This is a genomic window from Paraburkholderia aspalathi (assembly GCF_905220735.1).
In the GTDB taxonomy this organism is placed as follows: domain Bacteria; phylum Pseudomonadota; class Gammaproteobacteria; order Burkholderiales; family Burkholderiaceae; genus Paraburkholderia; species Paraburkholderia aspalathi.
Genome location: NZ_CAJNBA010000010.1, coordinates 61,147 through 84,488 on the forward strand (window position 1 = coordinate 61,147; position 23,342 = coordinate 84,488).

The 23,342-nt window shown below is 56.5% G+C and carries 24 protein-coding genes and 1 tRNA gene; 9 read left to right on the forward strand and 16 right to left on the reverse strand.

What is annotated here, in order from left to right; translation table 11 throughout:
• Positions 1 to 10: 10 nt before the first annotated feature.
• Complete coding sequence (locus tag KHO30_RS34325; protein ID WP_211703548.1) at positions 11 to 898, reverse strand: HNH endonuclease; 888 nt, start codon at positions 896 to 898, stop codon at positions 11 to 13.
• 248 nt (positions 899 to 1,146) lie between these two features.
• Between KHO30_RS34325 and KHO30_RS39800 the strand changes: the two genes are divergently transcribed.
• The 3 genes from KHO30_RS39800 (at position 1,147) to KHO30_RS34340 (ending at position 2,839) form a co-directional block, all read left to right on the forward strand.
• Positions 1,147 to 2,022, forward strand: a complete 876-nt coding sequence (locus KHO30_RS39800; RefSeq protein ID WP_211703549.1) for an FRG domain-containing protein — start codon at positions 1,147 to 1,149, stop codon at positions 2,020 to 2,022.
• A 56-nt stretch (positions 2,023 to 2,078) separates the two neighbouring features.
• Positions 2,079 to 2,270, forward strand: coding sequence for a hypothetical protein (locus KHO30_RS34335; RefSeq protein WP_211703550.1), 192 nt, complete (start codon positions 2,079 to 2,081; stop codon positions 2,268 to 2,270).
• A gap of 167 nt (positions 2,271 to 2,437) precedes the next feature.
• Positions 2,438 to 2,839: a hypothetical protein gene (locus tag KHO30_RS34340; RefSeq protein ID WP_211703551.1), complete on the forward strand. Its 402-nt coding sequence runs from the start codon at positions 2,438 to 2,440 to the stop codon at positions 2,837 to 2,839.
• Between the two features lie 6 nt (positions 2,840 to 2,845).
• On the opposite strand, the gene KHO30_RS34345 is transcribed toward KHO30_RS34340, so the two are convergent.
• The gene (locus KHO30_RS34345) at positions 2,846 to 3,661 is read right to left on the reverse strand and encodes a DUF2971 domain-containing protein (RefSeq protein WP_211703552.1); all 816 of its coding nucleotides are present in this window, start codon (positions 3,659 to 3,661) and stop codon (positions 2,846 to 2,848) included.
• 283 nt (positions 3,662 to 3,944) lie between these two features.
• Here KHO30_RS34345 and KHO30_RS34350 point away from each other — a divergent pair, with 283 nt between their 5' ends.
• From KHO30_RS34350 to KHO30_RS34365, 4 genes are all read left to right on the forward strand, one after another.
• Positions 3,945 to 4,517, forward strand: a complete 573-nt coding sequence (locus KHO30_RS34350; RefSeq protein WP_211703553.1) for a recombinase family protein — start codon at positions 3,945 to 3,947, stop codon at positions 4,515 to 4,517.
• Between the two features lie 498 nt (positions 4,518 to 5,015).
• On the forward strand, positions 5,016 to 6,008 hold the full coding sequence (locus KHO30_RS34355; protein WP_211703554.1) for a DUF4062 domain-containing protein: 993 nt from the start codon (positions 5,016 to 5,018) through the stop codon (positions 6,006 to 6,008).
• Between the two features lie 170 nt (positions 6,009 to 6,178).
• Positions 6,179 to 9,280, forward strand: coding sequence for a TrlF family AAA-like ATPase (locus KHO30_RS34360; RefSeq protein WP_211703555.1), 3,102 nt, complete (start codon positions 6,179 to 6,181; stop codon positions 9,278 to 9,280).
• A gap of 262 nt (positions 9,281 to 9,542) precedes the next feature.
• Positions 9,543 to 10,358: a hypothetical protein gene (locus KHO30_RS34365; RefSeq protein ID WP_211703556.1), complete on the forward strand. Its 816-nt coding sequence runs from the start codon at positions 9,543 to 9,545 to the stop codon at positions 10,356 to 10,358.
• On the opposite strand, the gene KHO30_RS34370 is transcribed toward KHO30_RS34365, so the two are convergent.
• From KHO30_RS34370 to KHO30_RS34380, 3 genes are all read right to left on the reverse strand, one after another.
• Positions 10,355 to 11,410, reverse strand: a complete 1,056-nt coding sequence (locus tag KHO30_RS34370) for a DNA cytosine methyltransferase (RefSeq protein WP_211703557.1) — start codon at positions 11,408 to 11,410, stop codon at positions 10,355 to 10,357. The genes KHO30_RS34365 and KHO30_RS34370 overlap by 4 nt on opposite strands.
• Positions 11,411 to 11,961: 551 nt before the next feature.
• On the reverse strand, positions 11,962 to 12,780 hold the full coding sequence (locus KHO30_RS39400) for an alpha/beta fold hydrolase (protein ID WP_244864196.1): 819 nt from the start codon (positions 12,778 to 12,780) through the stop codon (positions 11,962 to 11,964).
• 36 nt (positions 12,781 to 12,816) lie between these two features.
• Entirely contained in the window at positions 12,817 to 13,689 is an 873-nt protein-coding gene (locus KHO30_RS34380; protein ID WP_211703558.1) for a hypothetical protein, read from the reverse strand.
• 235 nt (positions 13,690 to 13,924) lie between these two features.
• Between KHO30_RS34380 and KHO30_RS34385 the strand changes: the two genes are divergently transcribed.
• The gene (locus KHO30_RS34385; protein WP_200657837.1) at positions 13,925 to 14,185 is read left to right on the forward strand and encodes a helix-turn-helix domain-containing protein; all 261 of its coding nucleotides are present in this window, start codon (positions 13,925 to 13,927) and stop codon (positions 14,183 to 14,185) included.
• Positions 14,186 to 14,205: 20 nt separating this feature from the next.
• On the opposite strand, the gene KHO30_RS34390 is transcribed toward KHO30_RS34385, so the two are convergent.
• From KHO30_RS34390 to KHO30_RS34400, 3 genes are all read right to left on the reverse strand, one after another.
• Positions 14,206 to 14,694: a hypothetical protein gene (locus KHO30_RS34390; protein WP_200657836.1), complete on the reverse strand. Its 489-nt coding sequence runs from the start codon at positions 14,692 to 14,694 to the stop codon at positions 14,206 to 14,208.
• Between the two features lie 2 nt (positions 14,695 to 14,696).
• A complete protein-coding gene (locus KHO30_RS34395) occupies positions 14,697 to 15,011 on the reverse strand; it encodes a hypothetical protein (protein ID WP_211703559.1) in 315 nt (104 codons plus the stop codon).
• Positions 15,012 to 15,136: 125 nt separating this feature from the next.
• Positions 15,137 to 15,712, reverse strand: coding sequence for a hypothetical protein (locus KHO30_RS34400; RefSeq protein WP_244864197.1), 576 nt, complete (start codon positions 15,710 to 15,712; stop codon positions 15,137 to 15,139).
• A gap of 590 nt (positions 15,713 to 16,302) precedes the next feature.
• Between KHO30_RS34400 and KHO30_RS34405 the strand changes: the two genes are divergently transcribed.
• On the forward strand, positions 16,303 to 16,698 hold the full coding sequence (locus tag KHO30_RS34405) for a hypothetical protein (protein WP_211703560.1): 396 nt from the start codon (positions 16,303 to 16,305) through the stop codon (positions 16,696 to 16,698).
• Between the two features lie 94 nt (positions 16,699 to 16,792).
• On the opposite strand, the gene KHO30_RS34410 is transcribed toward KHO30_RS34405, so the two are convergent.
• The 8 genes from KHO30_RS34410 to KHO30_RS34445 form a co-directional block, all read right to left on the reverse strand.
• The gene (locus tag KHO30_RS34410; protein WP_211703586.1) at positions 16,793 to 18,022 is read right to left on the reverse strand and encodes a tyrosine-type recombinase/integrase; all 1,230 of its coding nucleotides are present in this window, start codon (positions 18,020 to 18,022) and stop codon (positions 16,793 to 16,795) included.
• Positions 18,023 to 18,183: 161 nt separating this feature from the next.
• Positions 18,184 to 18,259, reverse strand: a tRNA-Thr gene (locus KHO30_RS34415).
• Between the two features lie 19 nt (positions 18,260 to 18,278).
• The gene (locus tag KHO30_RS34420) at positions 18,279 to 18,800 is read right to left on the reverse strand and encodes a ClpXP protease specificity-enhancing factor (RefSeq protein WP_093643469.1); all 522 of its coding nucleotides are present in this window, start codon (positions 18,798 to 18,800) and stop codon (positions 18,279 to 18,281) included.
• A gap of 74 nt (positions 18,801 to 18,874) precedes the next feature.
• Positions 18,875 to 19,486, reverse strand: a complete 612-nt coding sequence (locus tag KHO30_RS34425) for a glutathione S-transferase N-terminal domain-containing protein (RefSeq protein WP_006052302.1) — start codon at positions 19,484 to 19,486, stop codon at positions 18,875 to 18,877.
• A gap of 95 nt (positions 19,487 to 19,581) precedes the next feature.
• Complete coding sequence (locus tag KHO30_RS34430) at positions 19,582 to 20,337, reverse strand: cytochrome c1 (RefSeq protein WP_093643467.1); 756 nt, start codon at positions 20,335 to 20,337, stop codon at positions 19,582 to 19,584.
• Between the two features lie 22 nt (positions 20,338 to 20,359).
• The gene (locus tag KHO30_RS34435) at positions 20,360 to 21,739 is read right to left on the reverse strand and encodes a cytochrome b (RefSeq protein ID WP_054036639.1); all 1,380 of its coding nucleotides are present in this window, start codon (positions 21,737 to 21,739) and stop codon (positions 20,360 to 20,362) included.
• Positions 21,739 to 22,359, reverse strand: coding sequence for a ubiquinol-cytochrome c reductase iron-sulfur subunit (petA, locus tag KHO30_RS34440; RefSeq protein ID WP_120289276.1), 621 nt, complete (start codon positions 22,357 to 22,359; stop codon positions 21,739 to 21,741). The genes KHO30_RS34435 and petA overlap by 1 nt, the downstream gene beginning before the upstream one ends.
• Positions 22,360 to 22,580: 221 nt before the next feature.
• Complete coding sequence (locus tag KHO30_RS34445; protein WP_093643463.1) at positions 22,581 to 23,327, reverse strand: Nif3-like dinuclear metal center hexameric protein; 747 nt, start codon at positions 23,325 to 23,327, stop codon at positions 22,581 to 22,583.
• Positions 23,328 to 23,342: the final 15 nt, after the last annotated feature.

The following is a 23,342-nucleotide window of genomic DNA, read 5'->3' on the forward strand; positions in this document are numbered from 1 at the left end:
GACCTCCCGCCTATACGCGATCAAGTCGATAACCTGCCTTCTTCGCCGCTTCCTGATGGCGCTGTAAGAGTTCGACCTGCCGTGCCGAAGGGGCCTTACGCAAACACAGTCGACGTCCCACTAACACCAAAGCGCGCACACTCGCGTCAATACCATGGGCGAGAAGCAGGCGTCCGTCTGTATCGAAGCCAAGCAGATGTGAATCGAATAGAGCGTGAAGATGAGCGCATAACATCAGACCGTTGTGAGCGCTCGTACGCTCCTCCGGCGTAGCTTCGCTCCACGGGACAATGTGGCACGCCTGAACCAATCTCGGCGCCTCTAGGTTAGTGAGCGCACATCGCCTCCCCCAAACACCGACGACGCGCTGAACAAAGACATCGTGACCAACGCGCTGTGAAGACAGCCCTGGCACGTCATACCCGCCTTCGCCGTCTTGGTCACTCTCGCCATCAGCCCCTTTTCGATCGACTTCTTCGCCTCGAGGCGATGCATAGCCCTGCATGTCCGCCCACACCACCGTTGGGTTAGAACTCTTCCGAAATCCTTCGAAGAACTTCGAGAAAGAAACGTTGGCTTGTCCCTCGTCTTTCCAATGATGTGCCACCGTGAGGGTATAGCGCGGTTTTCCGTCCTTGGTCTGCCCCGTCTCGCGCTTCGAAACGCAGGTGCCAACGTAGACGCTCGACCGGCCATTTTGGGAATAAAAGAGCACGATCGTCTGACCTTCAATGCCATGCTGCAAAACGGCCTTCGTAAGAGGCCAGTGACCCGTCTGTCTCTTGGGAAACAACTTGTCGTTCGTCTCCCTGCTTTCCGGCCTCGGATTGCTGAGATTGATGGCAAGGAACGGTGTGCGGAGGTTCGGAATGTCGAACCAACGGTTGAGTTGAGGCATGGTCAGGGCCGTTGTTTTTTCTTTGTCCTTCGATCGTATCACGCACGCTACATGTTCCGCGCAGCATCTTGAAGACGCGCAGGAAGAGCCGCCGTTCGGATTAAAGCCATTGCAACGGCTGCTTTAAATGCAACTGCCCATCATCGAACTTCTCGACGCTTCAAGTTTATGGCTGAACTGCCGTTATACCGCTTCACTAGGTCGTCTGATTCGCTAGAACAAACCGCTCACTCACGAACCTCTGCAAGATGGCCTCGCACGCTTACCCACTATCAAAACTCACGCATGAATTTGGCAAACATGTCATCGATAAAGTGTCGGGCTTGGAAGTCTTTGAGGCACCCAGTTCACACTCGCTAATACAAGCGGCAGGCTACCTCAAATACAACCTTGCCAAGACTGGGAAAGGTGTTTTCTTTCGAGGGCAAACAAAGCTCTATCCAGCGCTTTCGCCAACTCTCCTACGAAGCGTCAAGGACGGTCCACCAAATGTTCGGCGCCGTGCCCTTTTAACGGACCTCCTGGCAAGTATCGATGCCCAAGGAGCCGCACTTCGTGCAGTTGCCCCCGAATGCCGCGAACCACTGTTGCAACATTACGGAATTCGGACGACTTGGCTAGACGTTGTGGACAACATCTGGGTCGCACTGTGGTTCGCATGCCACAGCGCGTACACGATTGGGTGGCCAGAAGAGTATTTGCACTTCGAGAAGCGGATGCCGAACCACAGAGGTGCCGAAGAGTATGCGTATGTTCTACTCTTGGCTTCCGCCTACAATGCGACTTCTCAAGCTGGACCAGGCCACTATAGGGACGACCGCTCGGAAACAATGGACTTGCGCGTGGCTGTGCCATCGCATTTCGTCCGGCCCCATGCCCAGCACGGAATACTGGTCCGCAGACTTAGCAACAACGGGTTACCCGTAAGTGACAATCGTCCCTTGCATGTCGGAACCATCAGGATACCGCTCACGGCTGCGTTGGATTGGCTCGGAAACGCAACGACTCTGACAAGTCATTCGTTGTTTCCGCCCGCATATTACGACTCTGGCTACCGTGAGCTCCTGGCTGGCATTCACCCCCCGAGTAAGCTCCTCGGTTCCATTCACCGTGTGCAGGCTTAATCGTCCTCTTTGCCTAGCGATGGGGCAGCGCGGCTTAGAAACGCTATTGCTACGCCATGGTTCTGCCGGGTAGACAAGCGCACTGCGCTATAGACGGCGTGCACGACCGGCTGCGCCTGCAGCGGGAACACGGCGCCGACCCTGGCTGCACGCCGTTCAACGAGGAGGGCCGCGGCCGGCACAACGACGCGCTGCGCGATTTCCTGCTCGCCGAACACATCGAGCGCGAGCGGACTGAACTGCGCTAAACGGTGACCGGCGCGGTACCGTCGATACGGAGGGCAAGGCTTTGACCGCGTGAGTCAGCGACCATGAGGACGCGGTGAATGCGTCCCCTTTTTTTCGAATTGACGTCATCAGATTTGAATGAATAAAATATTCATTCATGCCTTCGCCGCGTCAATAGGGAGATAACATGGCCGATCCACTCGATCCGACAAACACTGAACCGACCGTCATTATTCAGGGAGAGGCTCGGTTTACTCGCTCAACGATTGCGAACTTGAATGACGTCGCAGATCGGCTGGTCGACACGAAAAAGTCCATGCTTGAAGACATGTCACGGAATGTCTTCAAGACCCCGGAAGAAGCGTTGGAGGCAATCATGGAGCTGCAGAAGATCCAAACACAGGTGACCACGTTGCGCGATTCAATGGCGCAGAGGACAAATCCGGGTTTTACGTCCAAGGACATCGAGACGATTGAAGAAATGAAGCGTCAAGGCAAGTCTGAGGAAAAGATCGCATCCCTCTTCGGGACAAACCAAACCAAAATCAACCGGCTTCGTAACGGCAAGGCTCTCGTTGACGAAGAGTAGCCGTATTCAACCTCGAAAAGGGACAGCCGACACCTTGACGGGGACATCTTTGTAACCATGCCGGTCAAGAAACAGTCGAACACTGGCACGGGTTAACTCCATTTCACGTCCAGGGCCAATAGTGACTGACCGCATGGGTAGTTTCGCTTTCCCCAAGTCGAGAACAATGTACGGGGCGATAAAAGCACCTTTGGGCCTGAATAGCAAATCGTCGGCGTTGACAGCGCTCTGAACCACGAAACGCCATTCTCTTTCATCTTGAAAACCTAGATGCTTGAAGCGCGGCAGCAGTTTCGACACGATATCAAAGACACCGGCCTTTCGTTCGTCATCAGATTGAGTACCCAGTACCTTTTCCCATTCGAGAAGATCCCTCATTTCCTCGGCCAACGCGTCGCGCACCTTTTTCTCGGTGGAGAGATGCGAATAGATGACCTTGATGAGTTTGGCGTTCTGTTTTGCCATTCTCCTTTTGAGGATCTCTCGCGGAAACTGAATGGAGACTCCCTGTTCCGAACCTCCGTAACCACGCCATTGGCTTAGCAGGTCATCCCTGGCACAAAAGCAAGTGACGTATGTGGCTGGAAGCGAGCCCTCCTTGATTTCCTGAATGACCCTGGGAAGATGTTGGAACAACGCCGGATCGAGTCTTCCCTTCAACTTTGAGATTGCTCGCTCGGCTCCTTCGAGGCCATGTACCAGTTCCTTTCGATCGTTGAGGAAGGAAGCGTTAGACGCCCAGAAGCCTTTCGATTCAACGATGCCCATGAAGCCTTGGATCGTTGTGTAGTGGGTTAGATAATCTGGAAGCTCATTCGTCATTTTTCGTCTTGGTTTTGATTTGATGGCGACGGGCCACTACAGCCGTCAAATGCCCTGCCGTGAAGGGCACGATAGCATTCCGCGACCATTTGGGTGCTAAAGACGCGACAGACCACTCTTGGCCAGCTACCGCCGGTTGATTTGAACAATGACCGTTGCATTTGGCTAAACGCCAGCGCCACGCCCCTAAGCAAAGTTAAACCGTTACGTTTTGTGTTGCAAATATATAGGGCCTGATGCAAAATAATCAATATACCCTATTGCAACAACGACAAACACAGCTATGAGCGTCATTTCGTATCTGCGCGTTTCGACCGCCGGGCAGACGGTCGAAAACCAGCGGCAGGCCATCGCCGCCGCTGGCTGGAAAATGGAGAAGGAATTTGCCGATGAGGCGACGAGCGGCACCACCACCGCCGACAGCCGCGACGGCTGGGCGAAGTGCTCAGCCTACCTCCGCGAGGGAGACACGCTGGTCGTATATGCGCTTGACCGGCTTGGCCGCAGCACAGTTGACGTGCTTACGCAAATCAACGCGCTGAGCGCGCGAGGCGTGCGCCTGGTCATTCTCATGCAGGGCTTCGATACCGACACGCCAGCCGGCAAACTGGCGCTAACCATGTTCGCCGCGTTCGCGGAGTTCGAGCACGGTATCAGGAAGGAACGGCAGCGCGAGGGCATCGCACGCGCCCGTCTGGAGGGAGGAAAATATCAAGGTCGTAAGCCTAAGCTCTCGCTGGAGCAGCAGGCCGAACTTAAACGGCGCTTTGATGCTGGCGAGAATCGCAGCCAGCTCGCACGCGAATTTGAGGTCGACCGCGTAACCGTTCACAGGTATTGCACGTCTGCAGCGTGATACCGCAGGATCACGACAAGGTGCTTGGCGAGTTCGGCAAAAACCGGGGCAGCCTAAAGCACGCCTTTGTTCGGCTCACGAAGCGCGTTGGGATTGAAGGGCTGCAGTTCACGATCTGTCGCTCGGAGGAGTCGGCCGCTGGCTGGAGCTCGGTTTGAACATCGTGGAAGCGCCGCTGGCCAGAGGGCACAAACCCTCTCGATGATCCAACGGTACGACGCGCCGCGTGCTGAGGGCACACATACGGCATCTTTGGAAGGACCCGCTAGCCGCGCTGGGTCGGTGTTTTGGTAGGCGTATCGAGTAAGTGCTATTTGAGTAGCGCGTCTCTTCCGAGCCCCTCACGTGGGAATCTGCTGCGCCGCGCGTTCGACCGGACGAGGACGCGACCGCCAGATAACCGCCAGGCAAAGGGCGGTCTGTTTCGCGTGCTCGGGACTGGTATTGCCCAGTGATAGACTTCCAGCCACTTAGTTGCGGCTCGGAGACCGGTGAAGAATGGATAAGAAATATCAGGTGTTCATCTCGTCCACCTATACGGACATGAAAGACGAGCGCCAGGCCGCGGTTGAAGCGGTGCTGCAAGACGGCCACATTCCGGCCGGCATGGAGTTGTTCGCCGCATCGAATAAGAAGCAGATCGAGGTCATAAAGAGTTGGATTGACAGCAGCGACATTTTCATGTTGATTCTCGGTGGCCGTTACGGCAGTGTCGATCCGGACTCAGGCAAGAGCTATATTCAGCTTGAGTACGAGTACGCCGTTGAAACTGGGAAACCGTTCTTTGCGCTTTACCTCACAGACAACGCGATTAACGCGAAAGTGAGATTGCTTGGCACGGATGCCATTGAGCGGAACGACACTAAGAAGCTCAATGAGTTTCGCGATTTGGTCAAGAGTAGGCTGTGCGGCGAAATCCAAGACTTGAAGGACATCCGAATCCATGTGCCGAAGGCGATTCGTGATCTATCTGCAGAGAATAAGTTGGAAGGCTGGGTGCGCGCGTCAAGCGTGATTAATCTGCATGGCACGCTCGGTGCAAAGATCGAGATTAATACGGGACCCACCACGCCATATTGCGTCACCGATGTCCGATCCGGCCATGTGCAGAGCACGGTTAGGATTGGCATCAAGAACACTGGCGGCAAGACTCTTTCGAACTGCAAGGTCTATATCGAAAATATTTCCCCTCCGACAAATTCGCCTGGAGGCACTACCATGCTGCTTGACGGGACCGGGTTCCAACTGCGGCACGATGACCCTGAGAAGCATGTGGAGATCGCCGCTCATGGGGATAACCACGACAAATTCAGATTTAGCACGCCGATAGGTGGCGGTTTCTTTGATACGGCGCAGTGGATGGACGATAACACTCGCAGAACCTTTGCAATCCGAGTCGTTGCGACTGAATGCGAGCGCTCCGCGCTATTCGAGATATGGGCAGACGAGTCCAGGAAGCTTCACCTGAAACTCCTCAACTATGTCGATTGACGTCGCGCCGGTCGGGTACCCTCCGACTGTGCAAGACGCGACAACACCTCCAAAGGCATGAGCCGATACTGACAGGCCATTGCTCGACGGCTCTCCGCGTTTCCATAGGCGCACGAGCGGACGTGCGGTGGAATACAAAGAACGCGAGAGCTGGATGAGGAGGGCACACAATGGCATCACCGAATGGATTCGAGCGCGGCTCAGAGTGGCGGCAATGGGATCTGCATGTTCACACGCCGGCATCCTTTCACTGGCAAGGAGCCAAATTTGACGCCGATCTGAACTCCGCGAACAATCGGTCGCTCGTCGACGAAATGATCGTGACCATGAATGCCGCGGAGCCGGCGGTCTTTGCACTGATGGACTACTGGACCTTTGACGGCTGGTTCGCGTTGAAGCGCCGACTTAAGGAAGCCGGAGCGCCGCAGCTTCACAAGAAGGTCTTTCCGGGGATCGAACTGCGCCTCATGGCACCGATGAAGACGCCAAACGGACGCCTCAACGCGCACGTCCTGTTTTCAGATGAAATCCCGGATCAGATGCTTCACGATTTCAAAGCTGCTCTTCGTGTCGCCATCATCGATCGCCCCCTCTCGAACGACGCACTTGTCTCGCTGGCTCGCAACTCATCGGAAGACATTCTAAAGGTCCACGCCTTCAAGAAGATCGACATGGCAGACGACGCCAACGCGTTCTACGCCGGGGCATCGATGGCAGAAATCATTGCGGAGAGCTATCGCGATGCAATTGCGCAAGTGGAGGATGGATTGGCGATTGGCTTCATGCCCTACGACACGAGCGACGGCTTGGCAGAAGTCAAATGGCAAGACCACTATGCCTACTTCATCGGGCTCTTTAAGTCATCGCCCATTTTCGAGTCTCGCGACCCGCATCTTCGTAGCTGTTTCGTCGGGGAGGAGACCGACAAGAACAAGGCCTTTTTGAAGAAATTCCAAGAAGGTCTCGGTAATGTTCCCCGGCTCGTAGTATCCGGCAGTGATGCACATTGTTTCGTTGGTGTCAAAGGCGGTAACGATAGGCGCGGCTATGGCGACTTCCCGTCCAGCAAGATCACCTGGCTCAAAGCGGACCCGACCTTTCAGGGCCTCCAACAGGCCATTTGGGAACCGGCCAAACGTTCCTTCATCGGCCAGCGTCCGCCGAAGCAACTGGAAATCGAGGCGAACAAAACTTTCTTCATCGATCGAGTGTCGGTCAGCAAGCAGGTGTTGGCTGCTCCCGGTTCGTGGCTCGACGGCGCCGACTTGCCTCTCAATCCGGATCTCGTCGCCATCATCGGCAACAAGGGAAGCGGCAAGAGCGCACTCGCCGATGTGGTCGCCCTTCTCGGAAACTCCCGCCAGAAGCTCCACTTTTCGTTTTTACAGAAGAACCGCTTCCGCGGAAAGTCAGGTGATCCTGCGAAAAATTTCGTAGGGAAGCTGACATGGCTAGACTCGACCGAAGAAACCCGTAACCTGAACGACGATCCGCCGGTCGACAAGGTGGAAATGGTTCGCTACATCCCGCAGGGCCACTTTGAAGATCTCTGCAACGCCCACGTGAGCGGCAGTTCGAATGCCTTCGAAAGGGAGCTTCGCGCCGTCATCTTCTCTCACGCCGGCGAAGCCATTCGACTCGGCGCGCTTGACTTCGATCAACTGACCGATCAGCAGGAGAGTGGCTTTCGTATCCAGTTGAACGATTTTCGGAAGGACCTCCACCGGATCAACCAGGAGATCACCGCGTTCGAGGAGCAGCTTCAGCCGAACGTCAAGAGCGCGTTACAAGAAGTGCTCCTTGTCAAGAGCCGTCAGATCGAAGAGCACAACAAGATCAAGCCGACCGTCCTGCCAAAGCCGACAGCCGAACTGACACCCGAACAGCAAGACGCCGCGACGCAACTCGAGTCCATTGCGGTCAAGTTGAAAGGGTTCGAAGAGGCTGCTGCGGCGAACAGCGCTCGTGAGCTAGCGCTGGCCGGAAAACTCAAGGCCATCCAAAACGTTCGCGAACGACTCCGTGTCCTGGAGCGCGCGCACAAGCAATTCGTCGAGGACACCACCAAGGATCTCGGTGTCCTCGGTCTGAAGCCGGAACAACTGGTCACCCTCAACGTGAGCGAGCAAGCGTTGGACGAAATCGCGCTTTCGATTCCGGACGAACTGACAACGCTCAAGACCGATACCGACGCGGCCGTGGAACACAGGGGCAAGTTGGTGACCGATCAGACTGCCCTGAACGCAAAGTTGAATGCGCCCCAATTAGCCTATCAGCAAAACCTCCAAGCCCTCGAAGGCTGGAGCGCAAAGCTTGCCGAGTTGACCGGAGCACCTGATGCTCCCGACTCGCTACTCGGTCTACAGGCACGTATAACGCAACTTGACGAGCTGCCTGCACGCCTCGACGCTCACCGCGAATTGCGACACAAACTGACCGGAGAGATTTTTGGCGTTCTTGATGCGCAGCGCAAGGCTCGCGAAGACCTGTTCAAACCGGTCCAAGATCTGATTCAAAGCAATAACCTGATTCGCGAGGAATACAAGCTTCAATTTCAGGCCACGCTCGGTGGATCGGCCGATGTGATCGCCGCCGCACTGTTTGACCTCATCAAGCAAAACACCGGCGAATTCCGGGGGGCCGACGAGGGCTACGCGGTCGTTCGCGCTCTGACGGATAAATATGACTTCAACAAACGTGCCGATGTCCAAGGCTTTGTCTCCGAACTGCATACGAAAGTCGCAGCGGCCGCTGCCGGCGGCAAGTCAGCCATTGGTATCGCGCCACTCTTGCGGAAAGACAAGACTGCGACGGACGTTTATGACCTTCTCTTCGGACTCTCGTTCCTTGAACCGCGCTACTCGTTATTGTTTCAGGAGACCCAGATTGAACAGCTTTCGCCTGGGCAGCGCGGTGCACTACTGTTGATATTTTATCTATTGGTTGATAGGGGGCGAAACCCAATCATCCTCGATCAGCCCGAGGAGAATCTCGACAACGAGACGGTAGTGAGTCTGCTCGTACCCGTCCTCACCGAGGCCAAGAGGCGGCGGCAAATAATCATGGTCACGCATAACCCGAATCTTGCCGTCGTCTGTGATGCAGAGCAAGTTATCTGGTCCAGCTTCGATCGTAAGAAGGGTTCCACCATCTCCTATGTAGCCGGAGCAATCGAGAATCCCGCGATCAACGGGCACGTGGTGAATGTGCTTGAAGGGACGATGCCGGCCTTCAACAATCGTCGGATTAAGTACCACAGGCCTGCTTCTTAGTTGAACGGGGGCCGAGCTAAGGCGAGTGCGCCGCGCCGTATCCAGCCCAACGGGTATGCCAAGCGGGCGCGCAGCCGCGATGAGCCCGGAAGACTTGATGCGCGTTTGATCGTCGAGTGGCTCCCAAGGGCTTGGAGGAGGACTCCAAGGCCCAGCCGTCGAACACTAGGCGGCTTTCGATTTTCCAAGATGAATCGTTGGGCTCTGCCACCCAGACGGCACGCCAAACGTGTATTCTCCAGATAAATAATCGGGGAATGTAATGTCGCGCGCCTTTCTAACTCGTAATCCGACCGCAGCAGAACTGATGCTGCTCAAAAAATTCTTAGCAAGCTACCGTGACGGCTCGGGCAACCTTCGAGAGGACGACGGCAGCACGCGAGCAGAATTTCGCCAGATTGAACGTTGCTTCGCAGAGTTGTTGCATGGCAGGACAACCGAGAACAAAGCGTTCTATGACTTTGTTGTGCAGTCCAACGAAGGGGGAGGAATTGCTGTTCGCGGTGCGTCGATAAAAACGAAGGAGCATGCAAAGCTGCTTGCTTACACGACGCAACAAGCCACCATGCGCTCTCACATGGAGCTTTCAAATTCAAATGCAAAAGACTGGGAGCTTTGCGCAGCGCGCGGTCTCACCCACGACATGTTTAGAGATTTGCAACATGCCGCAGACTTCGGCCAAGCGATTCTTGATCGTCAAAGGATAGAACGTCAAGCCTCTGAGACCGCCTATCTCAATACCATCGCAGGCCATAACAAGGAGTTCGTGCAGCAAGATTGCGTGTATATCTCGCTGCTGTACTCGCCGATGACCAACGGAGAGCGAACTTACCAAGTTTCAAGTTTTCATGCTGCGCTACCACCGCCGGCAACGTGGACTATAGAAGGTCGGCGCTTGATCGGAAAAGATGAAAACGATCAAGTCGTATACGAGTGGTACGGCCTATCTGGTGCGCAATTCAAATACTATCCGAAAATTGCCGACCGGTTGCACGGTACAGAGTTGTTCACGCTCGCCGACTATCGACCAGCCATCGAAAGTCTGCGAGCAAAAGTATCCAGGATGTTCGGAGACTAAAGCAGTATCTTGACTTGCTCCATGATCTTCTGCATCAGTAGAGGGGGAACGGCATTTCCGATCTGCTCAAATTTCTTCGCTAGGTCTCCCGTCGGATTGAAATGAGCCGGGAACGTTTGAATGGCGGCGGCCTCACGCCACGATAGACGACGCGGAGGATCAAGTCGCGGGAACGCGGCACCGAATTCGAGATGGTCATATTCATCGGTAAAGCGCCACTTCTGCTTCCAACCATCGGCCAAGTTACTCCACTCTAGCTCCATGACGGGGGATGCCGGGTGAAGCGTGACGTGGCGGAAGTTTGCAACAACCGTAAACGCAGGTTTATCCCAGCGATGTCGACGATTGCGAGACATAAAATACCAAGAAAAGTTACCCTCCGGGTCGTGAGGGCGCTCGTAGTACTCGCCGGATGGATGGGGCGGCAAATGTTTTATCGCTTCGCCATGTGAGGTATAGGGCAGTAGTTTTTTCTTTTTTGCCCACTCGGATTTGGTATGGGTCTGCTCCGGGAACTCGAAATCCCCATCAACATCGCTCCGAACACCCACAATGATCACCCGCTTACGCATTTGCGGAACGCCATAATCAGCCGCATTAAGCGTCTTCCAATAAACACGATACTTAACGCCTAACTCGTGGGTATAGACGTGCAATTGCTTTTTGAACCATTCGCCATTCTGAAGTTTGGCCAAGCCTGAAACATTTTCGGCTATAAAAACTCTAGGCTTAATTTTGTTGACGGCATCAGCAAATCCGAGAAAAAGATTTGACCGATCATCATTCGCCGGATCTCGCAACCCACCCATTGAAAAAGACTGACAGGGATACCCGCCCGTCAACACTTCTGCCGAGGGATAAGGGTTCTTTTTAGACGAATTGAAGGTATAGATATCTTGGGTGATGACATCTGTTTCTGGAAAGTGCTGCTTGAAGGTCTCCGTCGATGCCGCAAAATTATCCAGCGCCATCACGGTGTTAAAGCCTGCGGCATGAGATCCAAAATCCATTCCGCCAGCGCCAGAAAACAAAGAAACAACCCGCCTTTTCATAAAATACTGTCCGTTTTAATAGATAGCCGGCAGAAATACACTCACCTCGTTCGAGTATTTCTCTCGTACATCTTCTCCGCAGTTGATGTGCACGCGCAGTTGTCCCGCCCAAGGCGAACGCCGCCGAGGCGCTGGAAGCCAACGTGCAGTCCCCGCACGACGGCTCGAAAGCTGCCCCTTTCCCCACCTACCCGCTTTCGTCGCAGTGATCTTGGAGCACATGACGATGACTCCCATAGCGTCGCAAGGTTCGTGCGCATCAACTGAACATGGTCTGCACTCTTGTTCATACCCTCTGATCAACGTTACGCCGGAATAGACAACGCCACCCGATGACTGATGCAATATTATACAGAGCCTGTGTATACATACAGAGTCTATCTCAGCAAAAGCGCAAGATGGGTGCAGTACTGAAGACCAACCGCACTCGCGATAGCAGTTCGCCGGATTCCGTGAGCGGCAATGACGGCAGTTGCCGCAATAGATCGCGCAGTGGTCGCCGAACCAGGCTAATGGATGCTGCGGCAGGAGATACGGGAAACGTTGTCATTTCAGCACTCTTGCGGAAAGAGTAATGTCGTGGCCCTGCGATCCGCTTCCGTGATGATCCATACACGCATGCAGGCGACCTCGTAGGCTGAGAGAATGGAGCGTCCTGCGTCACCGCAGACAGGTTCGCCTTTCCGTCTTCGGGCGGCACCATGCCCCAGTCGCCGGTAACGTGCCGCCTGCGAAACGGGTCGGCCGCAATGCCGTGGTGTTCGAGATGGGCAGCTGTCATGCCGATTCGAGACGACCAGCACGCGGTACTTGGCGCCATCCATGTCGAGGTCAGCAAGGCTGGGGCTACCCCGATGCGAAACCGTCACGGGAGACGTCAGAACGAACGCATCGGCCAGCGTCGGATCGCGTTCCAGCGCGTTGCCGACTGAAATTGTCCCGGCGTTCGTGCTGACCAGCGCAATCTTCGAGCCCGGGAAGCGTTGCCGCAGCGCAGCCACAACGGCCTTCGTATCCGTGAACGACTGCTTGCTGAACCGGAAGGAATCATCGACCCCTTCGGGCTTGTCGGACGTCGTATCGACCAGCGCCACCGCGTCATCTTGCTCAATCCAGTGGTGCGCCGAGCGAATCATAACGTTGCCTCTGAGCGTGGTAGCGCCTTTGACATCCAAATGGATGTCTCCCGGCGTACCGCCGAATAGGACGATTACCCAAGGCGGGTTCGGCGACGGCGATTCGACGAAGATACCCCGCGTTACGCCGTGCCGCGTTGGGAAAGTTATGAGATTCCTGTGATCGAGCGTGATCGCGTACACATGAGCTGCGACAAGGAAAGAGCTCACCTCACCGCAGAAGCGTTCATGCACGATTCCTCTTGGAATGAGCAACAGGCATGTAACGAATCATCGGCCACCAAGATGCCGGACGTCTCGCGAATTACGATAGCAGCCGGCCCCACACGGGGCCGCGATTGGCGGACTGTATGGCACCGGCGCAGGAAAAGGAGTCGCCTGTGCCACCTGGCCTGACGGTGGTGGCGGGCCGCCTTGTGTTTCGGCTGCGTCCGCCGCCGTTACGGTAGCGAGATTGCGGAGGGAGGCTGCATGCATCCGTTGGGCGCTGACATTTCCAGGCTCGATTTCCAGTATTGCTTCGGTGGTTGCCGCGGCATCCCGATACTGGCCGGCGTCGAACTGCTGCTCTGCCTGCGCCAGTAACGCCTGCAACTTCATGGGTAAATCCTGCCCGACCTCTGTGTCCTGGCTATTGCCATTCGCCGGGTTACTGGCTTCTGTGGTCGATGCGGCTGGCGGTGCCTGAATATACGATTGCTGGGCAGGCGCTGCGGCATCGCTTGCGGGACTGCCTCCTTGATCTGCTGCTATAGCGGGCTTGGTAACAACAGTTGCCGAACTATCCGGGTTCGTGGCAGGTGCCGCAGTTGACACATCAGCAGAGGCACCATGCGGACCAGTCAAGTTTGAGATCGTTTGCCTTGCTCCAGTGATGTAGGGCGAGACTATCTGCCATCCCAGTGTGCCAGCGAGTATTACAACGGCCAACGTTGGTATGAGGGCAGCCAAGATCATCGGCGACCACACCGCCAAACTCGCCTCTTTCACGATACGTTTATCCCCTGCGAGATAGCGGCGATACCTCCGTTGCGAGGCAAGCACGTCGCCGCGCTTCGGGTTCAGGTAATCGTCCTCAAGCTTCCTTAAGCCCGCGCCAAAGTACAGCCGGGCCACAATGCCGCGCCGTTTCAGCTTCTCCATGGTGTACGGCAAGTCTTCACTCGGGAAATCATGCGATTCCCTATCCATTCTCATAGTGGTTCCCCGTTAACGCGCTGACGGCGTGGCCCCGGCTTGCCCGCCCGGATCGCGTCAGCACAACCATCGACGTGCTGGTTTTGTTGCCGAATTGTCACTTATAGCGCGGGTAATCATAGAGCGTGTCCTCAAACAGGTCAAACCCATACGCTAGGGAGTCTTTCACCAAGAAACCCCGATGGACTACGACCCGCCTGCGCTGTTCGGAAAGCGCCTGATCGAACTTCGCAAGAAACTCAACTGGTCGCAGGAGCACCTTGCCCTCGAAAGCGGCCTCGCCCGCTCGTATTTGGGCGAGGTGGAGCGGGGCAAGCGCAACATCGCGCTCATCAATATCTGCGTGCTGGCGCATACGCTTGGCGTGGCGCCCTCCGCGCTGCTCGACTTCGGTACGCCAGCGCCGAAGCCAGCCAAGAAAAAGCAAAGCGGCAACGACTGAAACGATTGGCGCGGACAGCTTTATGCCTCCCGCATGGCATGAACCTCCAGGAACCATTGAATCTCAAGCAGGCTGGTTCGCACGTAGTCCTGCGGCTCGGCCCAGTAAGCGGGATCGATCATGTACTCAACCTTGAAGGTTGGGTCGTGACTGGCGCGGGCGCGGTGGAACAGCACATGGCGGCCGAGATTGGTGCAGTCGTCATAGTCAACGAGAGCAATCGCCAGATCGGGTATGTCGCTGACCGACGCGGGCTCTTCATACATGCCCGTGTCGTATCCGTAGTGCGCGAGCAGTTGGGAGATAAAGTCGCCGGTTATCCAGTAAGGGCCCTGCGCCGGATGCCGAAAGCGCTCGATTGCGACGTTGCGCACAGCCTCGAGGGTCGTGCCGCAGATCATGGCGATTACCGCGAATGAGCAATCGAAGTCGCCGCTTTGCTGCACGCGTCGGAACGCTGGTACGAAGCCGGCTCCGATCATAGTGACGGTGGTGGGGATGGCCGGCATGATCAATACTCCGACGGGAACAGCAGGGTTGTCACGCTACGGTCGGCTTCGGTGATGACCCATATTCGCTGCCCCTTCACCTCAAAACTCGACAGGATGCGCGAGCCGTGCCGTACAGCCAGCCGGTTCGACTTTGCATCTTCGGGCGGCACGTCACCCCAGTCGCCGGTAACGTGCCGTCTGAGAAACGGGTCGGCCGCGATGCCGTGGTGTTCGAGATGGGCGAGTACGCCACGTGTGGCAACAATCTGCCCGAGCCGAAACAAGGGCTGCGACGGCCGGTTCAAGCTGTGCGACAGTGAACAGTTGCGGGACATAAGCTGCTCCGTAGTGGAAGAAGCCCGTCACCGGAAAACACACGCTCCGTAAACGCGAAAAGCCAGAACTGCGAGGCTCTGGCTTCGGTGCAACCGGGACGGGAAAACAATCGTTGGTGGCGGGATTACTTGCCGTTCCCAGCCTTGGTGTTCATGGCGTGGATACCGATCGCCCAGTGACCAGCGATGTTCTTGAAGTTGGTGCGAACGCGGTCGGCTGGTTTGCACCAAGGCGCGGGATCAAGCGCGTATTCGATCGCGCCGGGCGCATGACTTCCCTTGGCGCGATGAAACAGGATGTGCCGACCCATCTCCATGTCAGGGTTGTAATCGACCAGGATCAGCGCCACATCCGGGATGTCTGCCACACGGGAAATTTCTTTGTACACGGTAGCGACCAGCCCCAGCTGGGCAAGCAGCGCTGCAATCTGCGTCTCGCCAAGGTAGTACGGGCCACGCGCGGGATGCTTTGTCTTGGCGATTGCGATTTCCCGCACTTCTTCGATCGATTTGCCGGATAGCATCGCGGCACACGCAAAGACATCATCGAAGTCGTTGGTCTGCGCTACAAACGGGAACGCCGGTGTGAAGGTTGTCGGGGTGCTCTCGATCGTGGTTGGAATGGTGATGGCAGGCATGGAAGCTCCGTCAGAACGCAAAAAAGAAGCGCGCAGCAACGCCTGCCTGGCGGCATCGGACATTTCGGGTAGATCAGGGAGAGAAACTCGAAGCGAAATCCGGCCAAATTCCGGCGGATTTACTCAGGCATGCGCTGCGGCGCGAGCGGCGAGCCGAATAGCCAGCGAATGGCCGGTTTTTCGGTCGTATCGTCATTTTATCAGGGCCAAATCATGCCCTCAACGGCCAAATAACTTTGGTCAGGCTCGCGAAAAACCGGTAGATTTGCGATTCGGCACTACCAAGACCAGCCCGGACGCAGTCGCTAGCTTCCGCAAGCAAAAAACCACGGGATGTCAACGGGAGAAGCATTGGGAATCATCGATCGTTGCACATATACGCTGCATTGCCAGAGCTGCGACACCACAGAATCGAAATCTGTGTCCGATTCTGGTTCCGGCTGGGGTGGCCCGCATTGGAGCGCTGGCCCTTCATTCGAGAATTTCGAGACCCAGTGGTCGGGGTCCGGCAAGGTCGAGCCGGACTTGGTCGCCTCAAAGTGCAAAAAGTGCGGCCAAGCACCAGAGATAAATTCAAAGTACAGCCAGTAGACGCACCGAAAGTCAGACCTGTGCGTCGGTAACCGCCGATCTATCCACATATTTCCAAAAAAATGAAATTACGCGAAATTCTTAATGAGAGTTCAACAGAGAAAGATCGAAACGCAAGAATCACCGAGCTTTCGCTAGCGCTTGAGCATCAAACGTACAAGAATATTCTTGGAACTCAGAATTCGTATCGACAAGATCCAGCGAACACGAATACACACACGCAAAAGCACGCGCACGTATATGCGAGACCAAATGGAAATGGAAAGCAGCTTTACTCCATTAACGTCGACGGTTCCGGCCACGATGGCTCTTCCGGCACGGTGATCCCGCTACGCCATGCGGAATTTTTTCGCAGCCTCGGGTATACCGTCCCGCTGAATCTGGCGCTAGAAAGTTTAGACTTCTCTGAGTTGGCTTCAGGTCAGTATGAGATTTGTATTCTCAATGAAGACCTCTAAGACAGTCCCGAAAGTTTGACGGCATACGCATGCACCGCGGACGCTCCCCCGCCTGATGGGACAAGCGTTCGCGAGCGGATGCAACGATTGTGAGTTACGTCTGCTCGACGATTGCCAGCCGGAATTCGCTAATGACGATCTTCTTGCCTACGGCCACGGTATCCAAATAATCCGACCATCGCTGCATCATTTGCCTGCGCTCCGAAAGATATTGCGCACGGTTGTACGCAGCTCTCACCTTGTTCCTCTCCGCGTGAGCAAGTTGCCGCTCAATCCAGTCGGAATGGAAACCCATCTCGTTGAGAATCGTCGATGCCGTCGCGCGGAAACCGTGTCCAGTCGCTCGAGAGTGATAACCCATCCGGTATAGAGCATAAAGCAGCGTGTTTTCGCTGATGTGCTTGTCACGACGCCCATTGCCTGACGGAAACACAAATTCCGAGCCGCCGCCGATAGCCTTCAACTCGCGAAGCAGAGCTACCGCCTGCCTCGACAATGGAACAATGTGCTCCTCCCGCATCTTCATGCGCTCGGCCGGAATACGCCATTCAGCAAGTTCCAGGTTGAATTCAGGCCATGTCGCTGCGCGCAGTTCGCCTGTTCTGACGAAGGTGTGAGCCATTAGAAGCAATCCCAACCTGGTTTGAGGGTCACCGTCGTACCCAGCGAGTTTGTTCAAGAACTCTGGCAGTTCCCCATGCGCCAGCGCAGCATGATGCTTCCGCTCCGGCGTCTTCAGTGCACCTCGCAACTCTGCAGCCGGGTTGAACGCAGCCCGTCCTGTCGCCACTGCGTATCGAAAGACGGCGTTGCAGCGCTGAAGCACACGTCCTGCGATCTCCAGCGCACCACGCGCCTCGATAACACGCAGCGCGGCCAGCAAGTCCGGCGCGCTGATTGAGGTAATCGAGCGGTCGCCAAGCTTCGGGAAGATGTCGGCCTCAAGCGATTTTATGATCTTTTTCGCATGAGACTCAGTCCAACTCGATCGCTTCGTCGTGTGCCACTCGCGGGCGATGAGTTCAAACGTGGTTGCCTGTTCCTCAGACTTCCGCCAGATGTTCTGCTTTCGTTCGACGACGGGATCAATTCCTTGTTTGACGAGCTTTTTCGCCTCGTCGCGAATCTGCCTCGCCTCGGCCAGCGAAACCTGTGGATAGACGCCGATAGCGAAAATCTTCTGCTTGCCGTAAAGACGATAGGCTAGTCGCCAGTATTTGGCTCCGCTCGGCAAAACGTGCAAATACATCCCTCCGCCATCGGCAAGTTTGTACGGTTTCTCGGAGGGTTTGAGGTTACGAACAGCGGTATCGGTAAGGGACATTTTGCTGATACCAACATTTAAAATATCGATACCAACCAATATACCATCATCGATACCAGCAACTAGCGCATGACTACGGTCACCTAAAAACAAAAAACCCCGCAAAATCAATGACTTTACGGGGCTTCTTGGTCACCGCCGTACGTCAGCGGATGGATGTTTGGTGCCGGCTGCAGGACTCGAACCCGCCACCTCATGATTACAAGTCAAGCGCTCTACCTGATGAGCTAAGCCGGCATGAGGCCGTGATTCTACTTCATTTCACGATCTTGAGGCGAGCCCTTCCGCCACCTTTCGATCCATCATCGTCAGGCTGCGGGCCGTCCGTCGCGCTTTCCGCTTTGGCGGCATCCGCGGCAGACGATGTTTCGACCGCACGCGGCGCCACGCTGACGGGCGCGGCCGGTGCTTCGGTCTCATCCGCCAGTTCCGCATCGGCGCCAGAATCCTGCGCTTCGCCGCCTGCCGACTCGACCGGGAACGCCATGCCCTGCCCGTTTTCCCGCGCGTAGATCGCGAGAATATTGGCGATCGGCACTTCGATCTTGTGCGACTTGCCGGAGAAGCGCGCGCTGAACTCGATCCATTCATTGCCCATCTGCAACTGGCTGGTCGCCTCGAAGCTGATGTTCAATACGATCTCGTTATCGCGCACGAACTGCCGCGGCACGCGCGTCTGATTGTCGACCCGGACGGCGATATGCGGCGTGTAGCCGTTATCCGTGCACCACTCGTACAGCGCGCGCAGCAGATAAGGCTTGGTGGAAATCTCTTGCATCAACAGTCCTCTTACCGGGTTTGGGCGCGCACGGAAAACAATCGAGACGCGGCGCCCTCACCCCAAAGCCAAACTCAACGACGCATCACCTTTTCCGAAGGTGTCAGCGCTTCGATATAAGCCGGGCGGCTGAAAATGCGCTCGGCGTACTTCATCAGCGGTGCAGCATTCTTCGACAGCTCGATGCCGTAGTGGTCCAGACGCCACAACAACGGTGCGATCGCAACGTCCAGCATCGAGAACTCTTCGCCGAGCATGTACTTGTTCTTCAGGAAGATCGGTGCAAGCTGCGTGAGGCGGTCGCGGATCGCGAGACGTGCCTTCTCGTGATTCTTCTCAGCGGCCTTGCCCTTTTCGTTTTCGAGCGTGCCGACGTGAACGAACAGTTCTTTTTCGAAGTTCAGCAGGAACAGACGGGCGCGGGCGCGCTGAACCGGATCGGCCGGCATCAGTTGCGGGTGCGGGAAGCGCTCGTCGATGTACTCGTTGATGATGTTCGATTCATACAGAATCAGATCCCGTTCGACGAGAATCGGCACCTGACCATACGGATTCATCACAGCGATGTCTTCCGGCTTGTTAAACAGGTCGACGTCGCGGATCTCGAAGTCCATGCCCTTTTCGAACAACACCAGCCGGCAGCGCTGGGAGAACGGGCAAGTTGTGCCGGAATACAGAACCATCATGTTTACGTTTCCTCAAAAAGCTGAAAGGCCAGCGCGCGGAAAAACCGTTCAACAGGTTTTTCCTGGCGCCGGCCCCACGCCGGGTGACGGCGTGATTATTTGATATGTTTCCAGTACGCGGCGTTCAGTCGCCAGGCGAAAAAGCTCAGAATGCCGAGGAACAGCAGCACCCACACGCCAAGCTGTTTGCGGGTTTTCTGCGTCGGTTCGGACATCCATGACAGGTACGACACGAGGTCGGCCACAGCAGAATCATAATCTACCGGCGACATCGTCCCCGGCGTGACCTGTTGATAGCCGACGAATTTGTGCACCGTTTCGCCTGTTTTTTCGTCGACTTCGTCACCGAACTTCGCGGTACGTTGCCCCTGAAGCTGCCACAGCACGTGAGGCATGCTCACGTTCTCATACACCAGATTGTTCCAGCCAGTTGGCCGCGTATTGTCGCGATAGAAGCTGCGCAGATACGTGTACAGCCAGTCCTTGCCGCGCGCCCGCGCTTCCACCGACAAATCCGGCGGACTCGCGCCGAACCACGCTTTCGCGTCGTCCGGGCGCATTGCCACAGTCATGGTGTTGCCGACTTTATCCGTGGTGAACAACAGGTTTGACTGGATTTCGCTCGGCGTAATGCCGAGGTCGGTCAGCCGGCTGTAGCGCATCAGATTCGCGCTATGGCAATTCAGGCAGTAGTTTACAAACAATTGGGCGCCGTGCTGCAACGAAGCAAAATTCTCCGCGTTATCGGGCGCGCGGTCGAGAGGGAAATTCTCGTCCGCGTGCGCCGGTCCGGCCAGCACCGCGAGCAGTGTCGCGCCGATCAGCGCGCACGTCGAAAGCAGTTTTTTCATTTCGTGTTCTCCGGGCTCGCGATTAGTGGGGCTTGAACCGCACCCGCTCGGGCGGCTGCTTGAACGTGCCAAGCCGCGTCCAGACGGGCATACCGAGGAAAAACGCGAAGTAGATCAGCGCGCAGATCTGGGCAATCAACGTCGAGGCAGGCGACGGCGGTTTGGTGCCGAGGAAGCCCAACGTCAGGAAAGCGAGCACGAAGATCCCGTAGAACACCTTGTGAAAAAACGGCCGGTAACGAATCGACTTCACCGGCGAGCGATCGAGCCACGGCAGGAAGAACAGCGAGATCACCGCGCCGCCCATCACCACCACGCCCCAAAACTTCGATTCGGTAAACGCCATCGCCAGAACCACCAGCACCGCGAGCACCGGCAAGCCGAGCTTCCATTTGCCGCGTGCGCGCACCAGCGCGAACAGGCCGAGCAGCGCGACGATGATCATCAACACGATCTTGAATGGATCGGTGGTGGCGCGCAACATCGCATAGAACGCCGTGAAGTACCACACCGGCGCAATTTCCTGCGGCGTTTGCAGCGGATTAGCGGGAATGAAGTTGTTCGCTTCAAGGAAGTACCCACCCATCTCCGGCGCGAAAAAGATGATCGCCGCGAAGATGATCAGGAATACCGTCACGCCCATGAAGTCGTGCACCGAGTAGTACGGGTGGAACGGGATGCCGTCGAGCGGAATGCCGTCCGGGTCCTTCTTTGCCTTGATCTCGATGCCGTCCGGGTTGTTCGAACCCACTTCGTGCAGCGCCACCAGGTGCGCGACCACCAACCCGATCAGCACCAGCGGAATCGCGATCACGTGAAACGCGAAGAAGCGGTTCAGCGTGACGTCCGAGACGACGTAATCGCCGCGAATCCACAGCGACAGGTCCGGTCCGATGAACGGAATCGCCGAGAACAGGTTCACGATCACCTGCGCGCCCCAGAACGACATCTGGCCCCACGGCAGCAGGTAGCCGAAGAACGCCTCGGCCATCAGACACAGAAAGATCGCGCAGCCGAACACCCATACCAGTTCGCGCGGCTTGCGGTACGAGCCGTACAGCAGCCCGCGGAACATGTGCAGATACACGACGACGAAGAACATCGATGCGCCCGTGGAGTGCATATAGCGGATCAGCCAGCCCCAAGGCACCTCGCGCATGATGTACTCGACCGACGAGAACGCGAGCGTCGCGTCGGGCTTGTAGTTCATCGTGAGAAAGATGCCGGTGACGATCTGATTGACCAGCACCAGCAACGCGAGCGAACCGAAGAAGTACCAGAAGTTGAAGTTCTTCGGCGCGTAGTACTCGGAAACGTGCTTCTTCCAGGTAGACGTCAGGGGAAAGCGCCGGTCGATCCAGCCGACCAGCCCGGTCGTCTCCACTTCATGTTCGATCGCCATTACGCTTCTCCTTTCTCGTCCTTGCCGATCACGAGGCCGGTGGCCGACGTGAACATGTAAGGCGGGATGTCGAGGTTCTGCGGCGCAGGTTTGTTCTTGAAGACGCGGCCGGCCATGTCATAGGTCGAGCCGTGGCACGGGCACAGGAAGCCGCCTGGCCAGTCGTCGGGAAGATTGGGCTGCGCGCCCTCCTGGAAGCGCGGCGTCGGCGTGCAGCCCAGATGGGTGCACACGGCGACGGCGACGAAAAGATTCTTGTGATCGGTGCGCGAACGGAATTCGTTGTTGCAGTACTCCGGCAACGGCATCGAAAAAGGATTCTTGGTGTGGGGATCCGCTACTTCGTTATCGGCTTTCTGGACATCGGCCAGCATTCTGTCGGTGCGGTTGATGATCCACACGGGTTTACCGCGCCAGGCGACCGTCTTCATGTCGCCGGGTTTGAGATCACTGATATCGACTTCGACCGGGGCGCCTGCCGCCTTGGCCTTTTCAGATGGTGCAAACGAACTAACAAAGGGTACGACAGTGGCAACGCCTCCTATGCCACCTGCTACGGTCGTCGCTATCAGCCAGGTACGGCGGCCGCCGTCGACGCGTTCATCTTCCTTGTCTCGCATTACACGCCCCACTTCTGAGTTGGATTTTTCCTTCACGTCGCTTCTACCGCCGCTAGTTTGCGCGAATGGAGTCGGCATTTACAAGGCCCCATTGCCAAAAACCGTGCGAAGCCCTTGATAAGTCAGGGTTTCTCCGTACGGATCGCAAACTTTTTTGCACCTCCTTTTAAGCGCCCTCTACGTTATTCGTGCCTTTTTCTTATCTAATGCCGATTTTCAATTCAGACGGGATTGGGGATATCGATAAACACGTGTTCGATATCGAACTGCTCGGACAGATGCTTGCCCACCGCCTGGACGCCGAAACGCTCGGTGGCGTGATGGCCGGCCGCGAGGAACGCCACGCCGCTTTCCGCCGAGGTGTGCATTACCGACTCCGACACTTCGCCGGTCAGGTAGACATCCGCGCCGGCATTGATGGCGGCGTCGAACATGCCTTGCGCGGCGCCCGTGCACCAGCCCACGCGGCGCAGTTCGCGATCCGGGTCGCCGAACACGAGCGGCGCGCGGCCGAGCGTCTGCTCGACTTGCGCGGTGAAATGCGCGAGCGTGATCGGCATCGGAAACGTGGCGAGCCAGCCGAGATCGTTCTCGCCGAAGCGCGCGTCGCTGATCCAGCCCATCTTCGCGCCGATCTGCGCGTTGTTGCCGAACTCAGGATGGTCGTCGAGCGGCAGGTGATAGGCGAACAGGTTCAGGTCGTTGGCGATCAGGAGCTTAAGCCGCGCGTGTTTGCGGCCGGTGATCTGCGGCGCCTCGTTGCGCCAGAAGTAGCCGTGATGGACCAGCACCGCGTCCGCGCCCCAGTCGAGCGCGGCTTCGAGAAAGGCCACGGAAGCCGTCACGCCGGTCGCGAGCTTATTGATCCTGCGCCGGCCTTCCACCTGCAATCCATTGGGGCAATAGTCCTTGAAGCGCGCGGTTTCAAGGAGATTGTTCAAGTACAATTCAAGTTCGATCCGATCCATATAAACCTCTAGTCT